Below are 12,475 nucleotides of genomic sequence, written 5' to 3'. Positions count from 1 at the left end.
GACGCTGCGCGTCGCGCTGGATGATGTGATGGGAGTAGCGACGACGCTGCGCGTCGCGCTGGGGATAGTGAGGCGCGACGACGCTCCGCGTCGCGCGGGCGTCCGCGCTGCGGGATGACGCAAGCGTCACCCGGGGATGCGACGACGCTGCGCGTCGCGCATAGATCACTGGCATAAATCCCAGCGATCAGAAAAATTGATTGGCGCAACCCCTTGTGCCACGGTTACCTTCCGCTGGTCCAGCCAAGCAAAAAAGACTGGCCATCGAGGAACACCTTCCATGCCACAGCGTAACGACACGGCCATATGGTCCGGCCTGTTCCGGATTTCGGCGGAATCGGGCCAGACCCTGCAGGCGCAGATCCGTCAGGCGATCGTCGCCGCCATTCTCGACCGGCAGATCGCCGCTTCGATGCCGCTTCCGTCCTGCCGCATCCTGGCTGAAAAACTCGGCGTCGCACGCGGCACTGTGGTGCTGGCGTTCCAGCAATTGGTCGACCAAGGTTTCCTGGTGGCGCGCGAACGGCGCGGCCATTTCGTCAATCCGGATGTGCTGGCCACCCCCGCCAAGCCGCACCAGAAGGCGCCGGACCAGCAAAACGAGATCGACTGGAAGGCACGCCGGCAGATCGCTGCCAGCGACATGCCGCCGCCGGCCAAGCACGACAACTGGATCAAGTCGTCCTACCCCTTCGTCTACGGCCAGTTCGACCCGGCATTGTTCCCGACCGCCGAATGGCGTGAGTGCAATCGCATGGCGCTGGCCGTGCTTGAGATCCGCAACTGGGCCTCGGACATGGTCGACCGCGACGATCCGCTCTTGATCGAGCAGATCCAGGCGCGGCTGTTGCCGCGGCGCGGCATCTTCGCCAATCCGGACGAGATCATCGTCACGCTCGGCGCCCAGAACGCGCTCTATATGCTGGCGACACTGCTGATGACAAAGGGCTCCAAGGTCGCGATGGAAGACCCGGGATACCCCGACGCGCGCTCGATCTTCCGCCTGGCAGGCGCCGAAATCCAGCCGGTTCCGGTCGATCAGTCCGGCATCGTCACCTCGTCCATCCCCAACGATTCCGGCTTTGTCTTCGTCACCCCCAGCCACCATTGCCCGACCATGGTGCCGCTGTCGGCAGAGCGGCGGCAGGACCTTCTGGCGCGCGCCAACCGCCACAACCAGATCATCATCGAGGACGGCTATGACAGCCAGCTTCTCGACGAGGCGCCGCAGCAGGCGCTGAAGAGCCTCGATCGCTCGGGTCGCGTCGTCTATGTCGGCTCGATGTCGAAGACGCTGGCTCCGGGCCTGCGGCTTGGCTACATCGTCGCTTCGGCTGGACTAATCTCCGAGCTCAGGGCGCTGCGCCGCTTCATGCTCAGGCACCCGCCGGCCAACAATCAGCGCGCGGTAGCGCTGTTCCTGTCGCTCGGCCATCACGAGGCGCTGGTGCGGCGGCTGTCGTCGGCCTTCGACGAGCGGCGCAAGCGTCTGGTCCATGCGATTTCCGCATTCCTGCCGGAATGGCGCTCGACCGATTCAGCCGGCGGCACATCGCTCTGGCTGGAAGGCCCGCGCGGCACCGATTCACGTGGACTGGCCGAGGCCGCGGCCTCGCGCAGCGTCATCATCGAGCCGGGCGACCGCTTCTTCGATCGCACCGAAAAGCCCTCGCGTTTCATGCGCTTGGGCATTTCCTCGATCGCATTGCAGCACATCGAGCCGGGTATTCGCGAGCTCGCGACCGCAGCCGGACGCAGGCCCGCTGCAGCCTGATTTGCCTGTGCCGGGGCTTTGAACAGTCCCGGCCCTTGGCATGATCACCAACATTCTGCATTAGCTCTCTGGCATACTCGGCTGCGTTGACTGGCCCATAGGCTGGGCCAATGGCAACGGCATAGTCGGCTGACAGAGGGACGAAGCAAGCCGACGGTGGACCAATCACCGCGCCGTGTTTCGCAAGCTAAAGGTGGAGTGCCCCCCATGTCAGTGGCTGTTGAGCAGCAGGATGCGGCTCTTAAGGATGCGGCTCCTAAAGATACATCAGCCGACCAGCGTTCGCGACGATCCGGCGGGCGCGAAGCGCGCCGCGCCATGCGGGCCGCACCGCTTGCCGACGATATCCGGCCGGTGCGCGCCGGCCTCGAAGGCGGCAGCTACGGGCCGCTCAACCAGAACGACCAGGAGCGCATCCATGAAGCGGTGCTGACGCTGCTGGAGACCGTCGGCTTCGCCAATGCCATTCCCTCCTGCATCGAGGCGCTGACCGGGGTCGGCGCCGTCTATGGCGATGACGGCCGCGTCCGTTTCCCACGCGGGCTTGTGATGGACACGATCAGACGAGCCGCGCGGAATTTTACGCTGCACGGCCAGGACCCCAGGCATGACATGCTGATCCAGGGCAAGCGCGTGCATTACGGCACGGCGGGTGCGGCGGTGCATCTGGTCGATGTCGAAAAGCGCGAATACCGCGAGTCGCTGGTGCAGGACATTTACGACGCCGCCCGCCTCGTCGAAGGGCTCGACAACATCCATTTCTTCCAGCGGCCCATGGTGCCGCGCGACATTCCCGATCCGCTCGAAATGGACTTCAACACGCTCTACGCCTGCGTGATGGGGACGTCGAAGCATGTCGGCACCTCCTTCACGGTGCGCGAGAACGTGCAGCCGGCGCTGGAAATGCTTTATGCGATCGCCGGCGGCGAGGAGAATTTCCGCGCCCGGCCGTTCGTGTCGAACTCCAACTGCTTCGTCGTACCGCCGATGAAGTTTGCCGAGGACGCCTGCGGCGTGCTCGAAGCCTGCGTCGAAGGCGGCATTCCGATCCTGCTTTTATCGGCCGGCCAGGCCGGCGCCACCGCTCCGGCGGCGATTGCCGGCGCTGTGGTGCAAGCGGTGGCCGAAGTGCTGGTCGGCCTCATCTATGTCAACGCCATCAAGCCGGGGCATCCGGCGATCTTCGGCACATGGCCGTTCGTCTCCGACCTCAGGACCGGTGCTATGTCGGGCGGCTCGGCCGAGCAGGCAGTGCTGACTTCGGCCTGTGCGCAGATGGCGCAGTTCTACGATCTGCCGGGCGGTTCGGCCGCCGGCATGACGGATTCGAAACTGCCCGACATCCAGTCCGGCTATGAAAAGGGGATCACCGACGTGATGGCCGGTCTTGCCGGCCTCAATCTGGTCTATGAATCGGCAGGCATGCACGCCTCGCTGCTCGGCTTTTGCCTGGAGAGCCTGATCATAGACAATGACATGTTGGGCCACTGTCTACGCTGCGTGCGCGGCATCGAAGTGACCGATGAAGCACTGTCGATCGACACCATCACCGAAGTCTGCATGAATGGCCCAGGCCACTATCTCGGCAATGAGCAGACGCTGCGGCTGATGCAGACCGAGTATTTTTATCCGGCCGTGGGCGACCGCTTTTCGCCCAAGGAATGGAACGAGAAGGGCCGGCCCGACATCTTGCAGCGGGCGATCATCGAAAAGAAGCGCGTGCTTGCCGAGCGCTTCCCGCGCCATGTGCCGAAGCTGCTCGACGACAAATTGCGCGCCCGCTTCGGCGAGATGATCAAGCTGCCACGCAGCGGCATGGGCGGGTAAGCTTCACCTTACGAAGGTCAGTCCACACTTAGCCCAAAGCGCTCGACGACTTCGGCGCTGATCAGCTTGCCATGCAGCGCCATCAACACGATCTGGGCATCCAGGCTGTCGCCGGTTTCAAGCGCAGCCTCGATGCGGCGCTCAGCCTCCAGCCGCCGCTCCGGCTCATTGGCCTGCTCAAAGGTTTGTGGGCCTGCGATGCAATAGCCAAACAGCTGCGCCACGGACCGATAGGCGTCGGGCGGCGGCTCGTCCGGCCAATGATCCTTCATCAAATTGACGATGGTGAGCTTTACCCCCTCGGGAACAAGCGCCGGATGCAGATCGGCGCCGCGCAGCGCGGTGTCGAGTTCCCGCAAATCGCCGGAGCGGCCGAACATGCCGAGGAAACCGATTGAAGAGCGCCGTTTAGTCACGTTGATACTTTCCGTCCGATAGCCGACCACTCATATGGGAATGTAGGATCGTTTTTCATCGCCTTTGCGGAGTCTCAGGCAAGCCAGGCGTCGAGCCCGAATTCCCGCTGCAACAGGTCTTCCGCACTTTCCAGCGCGCCCTCGATCCAGCCGTGATTGTTGGACCACGCTTCGCCACAGACATGAATGCCAGGAGCGAGCGTATGGCTCGCCAGTTTTATACCGGAGATATCTATGCCACGGTCCCATACATGCGACGCGCCGCCATAGGCCGGCGCACCCCAATCCTGCGCAAACCCGCCGATGGGTTTCGAGATGGCGCCGTGTTTGCCATGGACTTCGACCATCTGGCCGTGAAAGGCCTCCAGCGCGGAATGTCCCTCGGCCAAAACCGCAAAACCGTGGCGCCGAGCGAGCTCAGGCAGCAGTGAGCGCCAGAATACCATGTGCCTGCCATCGCAATAGGCCATGGCGACGCTCCGCCGAATCGTCGCGTCGCGCGCGTCCGCTTTTGTGAACTGCCATATCTGGCGAGCCGGCAGATCGGTCACGCTGTGGCCGGCCGCGATGCCGTTTCGAGCCCACCATGGGCTGGCATAGCAGGCGGCCAGCGTGAGCATCGGCCAGGGTTCCGGTGCCGGCAGATCGCTGGGCTGCTCGATGCCGGACTTTTCCAGCAGGGTCCGCAGGGGGCGGACCGGTAACGCCAGCACGACCTTGCGCGCCTCGACCGTCCCGCCCTGCCCCTCGACAGACAAGACCATCCCTTGCGCCGAGCGGGCGATGGCGGTCACGGTGTGATCGAGATGGACGGCGCCGCCGCTGACAGCGATCCGCCCGGCCATTCGCTCCGCAACCGGCTGGAACCCACCATCGGGGGAACAATAGGAGCGGCCGCCGCTCAGCTCGCCGAGCGCAAGCCTGAACGTCTCGGCGGCGTTGGGTCCGCGCAGGAGCAACGAATAGCCCACCGCGTCCTCGGCAAAAGCCATTTCCTCCGGGGTCAAGACCGTCGCCAGCACATCCCAAGTCGCCCAATCCGCCAGCTTGCGGCCGCGATAAACGAAGCCTGCGGCGCCGTTCCATTCGGCGCTGCCGAAGGCCTCCGAACCCGGCAGGATCAGTGCTGCCGCCTTTCGCAGCAGGCGGGACGGGCCTTTTTCCTGCAGCCGACGCGTCACGTCATAGGCAAACAGGCGGCGCGGCGCAAAGCGCGATATAGCGGCGTAGGGCAGGCTCCTACCGCGCAGATGGAGCCGGTTGGCGCCGGTGACGACGTCCATACCCGACAGCTTTACATCCAGCGTCGCCATGAGTTTTTTGAGCAGCCGATGTTGCGGCATCAGCATCATCGCGCCGAGATCGATGCCGAAGTTCGGCTCTCCGGGAAATGAGACCGTGGAGGCCCGACCGCCGACGCGACCGGCGGATTCGAAAACAGCGATCCTTGCGGGCTTTTCACTTTGGGACAAGCGCCACGCCAGGAAGAGACCGGCCATGCCCGCGCCGACAATAGCAATGTCGACCGGGGCAATGTCGATTGGGCTAGGCGGCAAGGATACGCCCGTGGCGGAAAACCATCATCATGGACGACGCTCTGGACCCCTCTTGATTTCGTGTCAAAAAACCCGAAACTGACGAGGACTGCAATGTCATACTGACAGGTGGGATCAGTTGGCGTGCGAGCAGTGATCTAAAACGGGCAACGGGTCCTATGAAGAAACAGTATCACACACCAGTCATCCGCAAGGCAGGACGACTTTCCGGCATCACAGCCATCGCCGCTTCGTCCGGCCCGCCTCCACCCTGAGGCCGCCATCCAAACAAGCTTACGCCAAGGCTTTCATGCCGGCCCGATCAGGCCGGCATTTTCATATCAAGCGGGTGCTCAGTGGTTGTCCCTCGGCACGCCGCTGGTGTGCGCGACGTCCTGGTATTTCACCGCCGGCTTCAGCACCATGCCCTCCGAGAACTGGTCGACCATGGAGCGCTGGATCTCCTGCCATGGCGTCTGGTGCTTGGGATAGTGGTAGCCGCCATCGTCCTGCAGTTCGGCACGGCGGCGCGTGATTTCCTCGTCGGTGACGAGGATGTTGGCAGTGCCTTTGCGTAAGTCGATGCGCACACGGTCGCCGGTCTTGAGCAGCGCCAGGCCGCCGCCAATGGCGGCTTCCGGCGAAGCGTTGAGGATAGAGGGCGAGCCGGATGTGCCAGACTGGCGGCCATCGCCGATGCAGGCCAGCGCGTGAATGCCCTTCTTGATGAGATAGGCCGGCGGCTGCATGTTGACGACCTCGGCGCCGCCGGGATAGCCGATTGGGCCAGCGCCGCGCATGAACAGGATGGTGTGCTCGTCGATGCCTTGCGCCGGATCGTCGATGCGGGCGTGGTAGTCCTCGGGACCATCGAAGACCATGGCGTTGCCCTCGAAGGCTTCCGGGTCGTTCGGGTTGGAGAGATAGCGTTCGCGGAATTCCGGCGAGATGCCGCTCATCTTCATGATTGCGGAATCGAACAGATTGCCGCTGAGATTGATGAAGCCGGCATTGGCCTTCAGCGGCTCGGCGACGGTGCGGATGACGTCGGTGTTCTCGTTGGCGACATCCTTGCAATTGTCGCCGATCGATTTCCCGTTGACGGTCATCGCTTCGGGATAAGGCAGCAGCTTGGCCTTCATCAGTTCGGCCACCACAGCCGGCACGCCGCCGGCATGATGATAGTCCTCGCCGAGATATTCGCCCGATGGCTGCAGATTGACGATGAGCGGCACATGGAGGCCGACCGTCTGCCAGTCGTCATTGGTGAGCGGCACGCCGAGATGGCGGGCAATCGCGTTGAGGTGGATCGGCGCGTTGGTCGAGCCGCCAATCGCCGAATTGACGACAATGGCGTTCTCGAACGCCTTGCGCGTCATGATGTCGGATGGCTTCAGATCCTCATGCACCATCTCGACGATGCGCTTGCCCGTCTCATAGGAGATCTGGCCGCGCTCGCGGTAGGGTGCCGGAATGGCAGCCGAGCCCGGCAATTGCATGCCGAGCGCCTCGGCCAGCGAGTTCATCGTGGTGGCGGTGCCCATGGTGTTGCAATAGCCGGTCGACGGCGCCGATGAGGCGACGATGTCCATGAACTCGTCATAGTCGATCTCGCCGGCCGAGAGGCGCTGGCGCGATTCCCAGACGATGGTGCCCGATCCCGTGCGCTTGCCCTTGTGCCAGCCATTGAGCATCGGTCCGACCGAAAGTGCTATGGCCGGAATATTGACGGTGGCCGCCGCCATCAGCAGCGCCGGCGTGGTTTTGTCGCAGCCGATGGTCAGCACGACGCCGTCGAGCGGATAGCCGTAGAGCACTTCGACTAGGCCGAGATAGGCAAGGTTGCGGTCGAGTGCCGCGGTCGGGCGCTTGCCGGTCTCCTGGATCGGATGGCACGGGAATTCGAAGGGGATGCCGCCCATCGAGACGATGCCTTCGCGCACGCGCTTGGCGAGCTCGATATGGTGGCGGTTGCATGGCGACAGATCCGAGCCGGTCTGGGCGATGCCGATCAGCGGCTTGCCCGACATCAGCTCGGCCCGCGTCAGGCCATAGTTCAGGTAGCGCTCGAGGTAGAGCGCGGTCATGCCTGGATTGTCGGGATTGTCGAACCACTCCTGCGAGCGAAATTTCTTCTTTCCGGTGGGGGCGCCTGCCATCATGGTCTCCGTATTTGTAAGACAAATCGATATGGCAACGCGCGGAAGCAGGCAAGAGGGCGCACCGTCGCAACCGGACTTTGGTGCGATAGACACAGACCAGACCGTGCGTTAGGCCTTCGAAGTCTGTCCGGGAGGTGTCGATGGCTTTGGTGATCGAAGGCGAGGAACGCATTGCCGCCCCCCTGCAGAAAGTGTGGGACGCGCTGAACGATCCGAAGGTTTTGCAGGCGACCATTCCCGGCTGCCAGCACCTGGAGATGAAATCGCCGACCGAAATGGCGGCGACGGTGGTGTTGAAGATCGGACCGATCAAGGCGACATTCAACGGCGAGGTGACGTTGAAGAACCTGAAGCCGCCGCACTCCTACACCATCCAGGGCGAGGGCAAGGGCGGTATTGCCGGCTTCGCCAAGGGTGGCGCCGACGTGACGCTGACGGCGGACGGGCCGGATGCGACGGTCCTCAAATACGCGGCCAAAGCCGAAGTCGGCGGCAAGATCGCCCAACTCGGCAGCCGGCTCATCGAATCGACTTCGAAGAAGCTGGCCTTGCAGTTCTTTTCAAGCTTTGGCGAGAAGGTGGGTTCCCCTCCCCCTTGAGGGGAGGGATATCCGAGCTACTCGAACACGATGTTCGGCACCGCCGCTTCGGCCGCGCCGCGTTCTTCGTTGACCCGGTCCCAGACCTTCGACGCAATGTCGCGATAGATCTTCGCCTCGGCGCTGTCTGGCTTCGACGCCACCACCGGAGCACCTTCATCAGAACTTTCGCGAATGCCCATTTCCAGCGGCACTTCGCCGAGGAAAGTCACGCCGAGGCGCTCGGCCTCGCGCCGCGCCCCGCCATGGCCAAAGATGTCGTAGCGCTTGCCGGTATCGGGGGCGATGAAATAGCTCATGTTCTCCACGATGCCGAGCAGCGGCACGTCGACCTTCTTGAACATATTCAATCCTTTGCGGGCGTCGATCAGCGCCAGGTCCTGCGGCGTCGAGACGATGACCGCGCCGGCCAGCGGCACCTGCTGGGCCATGGTCAGCTGGGCGTCGCCGGTGCCGGGCGGCATGTCGACGACGAGCACGTCGAGGCGGCCCCATTCGACCTCGCGCAGCATCTGCGTCAGCGCCGACATCACCATCGGACCGCGCCAGATCATCGGCGTCTCCTCGTCGACGAGGAAGCCCATCGACATCACCTTAAGGCCGTAATTCTCCATCGGTTTCAGGATCTTGCCGTCGACGGTCTCCGGCCGGCCATGGATGTTGAGCAGCCTGGGCATGGACGGGCCATAAATATCGGCATCGAGCACGCCGACACGCAAACCGTTGGCGGCGAGGCCAAGCGCGATGTTGACAGCGGTGGTCGACTTGCCGACGCCGCCCTTGCCGGACGCCACCGCGATGATCGCCTCGATGCCGGGCACGCCGCGCTTGCCCGAGCTTTGCGAGGCCGGGGCGTGCGGGGCTGGAGAGTGTGGAGCTGGGCGCGGCGCGGCTGGCGCAGCCGGCGGTGCGGGCCTGGGCGCGGGACGCGACGCAACCGGAGCCTCCATGCCGCCGCCCTTCTTCTCCGCCGTCAGCGCGACGACGGCGCCGGCGACACCAGGGATCGCCTTGACGACACGCTCGGCTGCGGCGCGCAGCGGCTCCATCTCCTGTGCGCGGGCGGCAGGAACGGTGATCGAGAAAAACACTTTCGAATCGGCGATGAAAATCTCCGAAACCATGCCGAGGTCGACGATGTTGCCGGTGAAGTCCGGCCCGTTGACCGTCTTCAGACGCTCGGTGACGATTTCCTTGGTGACGGACATGCATTGTTCCCTAGGCGTTTGGCTGCGGCTCAGATAGTGCAGATTGGCAGCGACTCCAAGCACCACCGGTGTCCGCCTCACCCTGCCAGGCCAACCGCTAGGTAGGTGAGCGCCGAAATTGCAGCCGTGGCCGGCAAGGTGACGATCCAGGCGATGACGATGTTGCCGGCAATGCCCCAGCGCACGGCCGAGACGCGACGGGCAGCGCCGACACCGATGATGGCCCCGGTGATCGTATGGGTGGTCGACACGGGAACGCCAAGCCAGGTGGCGGCAAACAGGGTGATGGCGCCGCCGGTCTCGGCGCAGAAGCCCTGCATCGGGTTCAGCCGGGTGATCTTCGAGCCCATCGTGTGGACGATGCGCCAGCCGCCGAACAAAGTGCCGAGCGCCAGTGCTGTCTGACAGGTGAGGACGACCCACAGCGGCACGTAGAACGTCCCGCCGAGCATGCCTTGCGAATAGAGCAGCACGGCGATGATGCCCATGGTTTTCTGGGCGTCGTTGCCGCCGTGCCCTAGCGAATAAAGCGAGGCCGAAAAGAACTGCATGACGCGGAAAGTGCTGTCGACGGCGAATGGTGTCTGGCGCACGAACAGCCAGGAAACGGCCAGGATGAGGACCAGCGCCAGAACAAACCCTGTCGCCGGCGACACGACGATTGCGGCGACCGTCTTGCCAAGCCCGGTCCAGACGATGGCGCCGGGTCCAGCCTTTGCAACGCCGGCGCCGACGAGCCCGCCGATCAGGGCATGCGAACTGCTGGACGGGATGCCGGCAATCCAGGTGACGATGTTCCAGACGATGGCGCCAACGAGCGCCGAGAAGATCACCGCCGGCGTGACGATGCTGACGTCGACGATACCTTTTCCCACGGTTTCAGCCACGTGAAGGCCGAAGAACATGAAGGCGATGAAATTGAAGAAAGCCGCCCACAGGACCGCATACTGCGGTCTCAGCACGCGGGTGGAGACGATGGTGGCGATGGAGTTCGCTGCATCGTGCAGGCCGTTGAGAAAATCGAAAAACAGCGCGACGGCGACAAGGCCGATCAGCACGGGAAAGGCGATGGTGGCTTCCATTGCCTAAACGTTCTCGATGACGATGCCGCTGATCTCGTTGGCGACGTCCTCAAAGCGATCGACCACCTTCTCCAGCTGGCCGTAGATCTCCGAGCCGATCAGGTAGGCCATCGGATCGCTGCGGCCATGCCGCTTGAACAGGTCCTTCAATCCCTGCTCATGCAGATCGTCGGCGCGGCTTTCGACGCGCATCACCTCTTCGGCGATGGCGTTGAGGCGTACCGTGTGCGTGCCGACCTTGCTGAGCAGCGGGATCGCTTCGGCAACCAGCCTGGAGGCGGCAACGATGACGCCGCCCATCTCCTGCATCAGCGGGTCGAATTCCTTCTTTTCGAACAGCTTCACCGTCTTGACGGTCTTGTGCATCATGTCGATGGCGTCATCCATTGACTGGATCAGGTCCTTGATGTCGCCGCGATCGAAAGGCGTGATGAAGGAGCGCCGCACCGCCAGCAGGACTTCGGCCGTGATATGATCGGCCTCGTCCTCGAGATCGATGATCTTCTGGCACCAGCGATCGATGTCCTTGCCCTGCAGAAGCTGCTCCAGCGCCTCGGCGCCGCCGACCACGGTGCGGGAATGCCGTTCAAAGAGGTCGAAGAAGCGATCTTCGCGCGGCAAAAGCTTGCGGAACCAGCCCAGCATGTCCGATCTCCTCGTATTCCATCCAACCACATAGCGCCGTGTTCGGCCGGGGGAAACAGCCAGCCGGCCCAAAGATGTGGATGCATGGCCAATTGCGGGTAGAGCTTGCGGCGAAAGGCAATTTCCCCGACCTTGCGCGCAACGAACGGACGGATGGGATGATCGACAAGCTCGAATTCTTCATCGCGCTGGCCAAGGAGGAGCATTTCGGCCGGGCGGCGGAAGCGTGCGGCGTCACGCAGCCGACCTTGTCGGCCGGGATCAAGCAGCTGGAGGGCCAGCTCGGCGTCATGCTGGTCAATCGCGGTTCGCGCTTTCAGGGGCTGACGCCGGAAGGCAAGCAGGTGCTGGTGTGGGCGCGTCGCATCGTCGGCGATTCCAGGACCATGCGCGAAGAGATGCGGGCGGCGCGACATGGCCTGTCCGGGCGTATCCGTATTGCCGCCATCCCAACCGCCCTCGCCATGGTGGCGCGGCTGACGACGCCATTTCGCGAGAAGCATCCGGGCGTCACCTTCTCTATCCTGTCGCGCACCTCGATCGAGGTGTTGTCGCTGCTCGGCAATTTCGACGTCGATGCCGGCATCACCTATCTCGACAACGAGCCTCTCGGACGGGTGACCAGCGTGCCGCTCTATGACGAGCGCTACCAGCTGATCACGGCGGTCGGAAATCCCTATTCGGATCGCGACAAAGTGACATGGGCCGAAATCAGCCAGCTGCCGCTCTGCTTGTTGACGCCGGACATGCAGAACCGCCGCATCATCGACCAGCATCTGGCCGAGGCCGGCGTGCAGGTGCGGCCGACACTGGAATCCAACTCGATGATCGTGCTGTTCTCCCACATACGGACAGGCAAATGGTCGTCGATCATGCCGCTCAACCTGGCGGAAACATTCGGTTTTTCCGAGCCGATCCGGGCCATTCCGATCGTCGAACCGGATGCCAGCCACACGGTCGGGCTGGTCGCCGCGCCGCGCGAACCGCACACGCCGCTGGTGCAGGCGCTGCTGGACGAGGCGATGGCGCTGGCAGACGATTTCCGCGCCAATCGCTGAGCTAGTCATAACTGATCAATCGGCGCGATAGAAATTTTCTATCGTGCAACGAAACCGCTTTATTGATTTCAGGGGTTTTCTCTGATTTCTTAAGCACTTAGCGATTAAGCGGCGTAGGCATGTCGTTGTTCCAAAACCGCGTCATGCTTTTGGACGATATATGCATCGA

Annotated in this window: 10 protein-coding genes; 4 read left to right on the top strand and 6 right to left on the bottom strand. The window is 63.3% G+C overall.

Annotation, left to right across the window (positions count from 1 at the left end):
• The first annotated feature begins 280 nt into the window (after positions 1-280).
• Both pdxR and NKI31_RS08750 read left to right on the top strand, forming a co-directional pair.
• The gene (gene pdxR, locus NKI31_RS08755; protein ID WP_023669484.1) at positions 281-1,774 is read left to right on the top strand and encodes a MocR-like pyridoxine biosynthesis transcription factor PdxR; all 1,494 of its coding nucleotides are present in this window, start codon (positions 281-283) and stop codon (positions 1,772-1,774) included.
• A 207-nt stretch (positions 1,775-1,981) separates the two neighbouring features.
• Entirely contained in the window at positions 1,982-3,601 is a 1,620-nt protein-coding gene (locus tag NKI31_RS08750; protein ID WP_023821504.1) for a trimethylamine methyltransferase family protein, read from the top strand.
• Positions 3,602-3,618: 17 nt separating this feature from the next.
• Here the strand turns inward: NKI31_RS08750 and NKI31_RS08745 are convergent, their stop codons facing one another.
• The 3 genes from NKI31_RS08745 to NKI31_RS08735 all read right to left on the bottom strand — a co-directional run bounded on the left by NKI31_RS08745 (position 3,619) and on the right by NKI31_RS08735 (position 7,711).
• On the bottom strand, positions 3,619-4,017 hold the full coding sequence (locus NKI31_RS08745) for a hypothetical protein (protein WP_352461750.1): 399 nt from the start codon (positions 4,015-4,017) through the stop codon (positions 3,619-3,621).
• Positions 4,018-4,091: 74 nt separating this feature from the next.
• Positions 4,092-5,573, bottom strand: coding sequence for a flavin monoamine oxidase family protein (locus tag NKI31_RS08740; RefSeq protein WP_023682062.1), 1,482 nt, complete (start codon positions 5,571-5,573; stop codon positions 4,092-4,094).
• Between the two features lie 332 nt (positions 5,574-5,905).
• On the bottom strand, positions 5,906-7,711 hold the full coding sequence (locus tag NKI31_RS08735; protein ID WP_352651233.1) for an IlvD/Edd family dehydratase: 1,806 nt from the start codon (positions 7,709-7,711) through the stop codon (positions 5,906-5,908).
• A gap of 143 nt (positions 7,712-7,854) precedes the next feature.
• Here NKI31_RS08735 and NKI31_RS08730 point away from each other — a divergent pair, with 143 nt between their 5' ends.
• Positions 7,855-8,313 (top strand): SRPBCC family protein, encoded by a 459-nt coding sequence (locus NKI31_RS08730; RefSeq protein ID WP_023688787.1) that lies wholly within the window; start codon positions 7,855-7,857, stop codon positions 8,311-8,313.
• A 17-nt stretch (positions 8,314-8,330) separates the two neighbouring features.
• Here NKI31_RS08730 and NKI31_RS08725 read toward each other — a convergent pair whose 3' ends face one another.
• The 3 genes from NKI31_RS08725 to NKI31_RS08715 all read right to left on the bottom strand — a co-directional run bounded on the left by NKI31_RS08725 (position 8,331) and on the right by NKI31_RS08715 (position 11,248).
• On the bottom strand, positions 8,331-9,521 hold the full coding sequence (locus NKI31_RS08725) for an Mrp/NBP35 family ATP-binding protein (protein WP_352651231.1): 1,191 nt from the start codon (positions 9,519-9,521) through the stop codon (positions 8,331-8,333).
• A 77-nt stretch (positions 9,522-9,598) separates the two neighbouring features.
• Positions 9,599-10,603, bottom strand: a complete 1,005-nt coding sequence (locus tag NKI31_RS08720) for an inorganic phosphate transporter (RefSeq protein ID WP_023703518.1) — start codon at positions 10,601-10,603, stop codon at positions 9,599-9,601.
• A 3-nt stretch (positions 10,604-10,606) separates the two neighbouring features.
• Positions 10,607-11,248: a DUF47 domain-containing protein gene (locus tag NKI31_RS08715; RefSeq protein ID WP_023673429.1), complete on the bottom strand. Its 642-nt coding sequence runs from the start codon at positions 11,246-11,248 to the stop codon at positions 10,607-10,609.
• Positions 11,249-11,406: 158 nt separating this feature from the next.
• On the opposite strand from NKI31_RS08715, the gene NKI31_RS08710 reads away from it, so the two are divergent.
• Positions 11,407-12,306, top strand: coding sequence for a LysR family transcriptional regulator (locus tag NKI31_RS08710; protein WP_023688790.1), 900 nt, complete (start codon positions 11,407-11,409; stop codon positions 12,304-12,306).
• Positions 12,307-12,475: the final 169 nt, after the last annotated feature.

It is taken from the genome of Mesorhizobium sp. M0659 (assembly GCF_040320605.1).
In the GTDB taxonomy this organism is placed as follows: domain Bacteria; phylum Pseudomonadota; class Alphaproteobacteria; order Rhizobiales; family Rhizobiaceae; genus Mesorhizobium.
Note: the sequence above shows the minus strand (reverse complement) of the source record. Positions and strands in the feature narration are given on the sequence as shown.

Coding starts and splice junctions, on each gene's coding strand:
- NKI31_RS08735 (WP_352651233.1), bottom strand. CDS start 7,711: ATGGCAGGCGCCCCCACCGGAAAGAAGAAATTTCGCTCGCAGGAGTGG.
- NKI31_RS08720 (WP_023703518.1), bottom strand. CDS start 10,603: ATGGAAGCCACCATCGCCTTTCCCGTGCTGATCGGCCTTGTCGCCGTC.
- NKI31_RS08710 (WP_023688790.1), top strand. CDS start 11,407: ATGATCGACAAGCTCGAATTCTTCATCGCGCTGGCCAAGGAGGAGCAT.
- NKI31_RS08715 (WP_023673429.1), bottom strand. CDS start 11,248: ATGCTGGGCTGGTTCCGCAAGCTTTTGCCGCGCGAAGATCGCTTCTTC.
- NKI31_RS08730 (WP_023688787.1), top strand. CDS start 7,855: ATGGCTTTGGTGATCGAAGGCGAGGAACGCATTGCCGCCCCCCTGCAG.
- NKI31_RS08725 (WP_352651231.1), bottom strand. CDS start 9,521: ATGTCCGTCACCAAGGAAATCGTCACCGAGCGTCTGAAGACGGTCAAC.
- pdxR (WP_023669484.1), top strand. CDS start 281: ATGCCACAGCGTAACGACACGGCCATATGGTCCGGCCTGTTCCGGATT.
- NKI31_RS08750 (WP_023821504.1), top strand. CDS start 1,982: ATGTCAGTGGCTGTTGAGCAGCAGGATGCGGCTCTTAAGGATGCGGCT.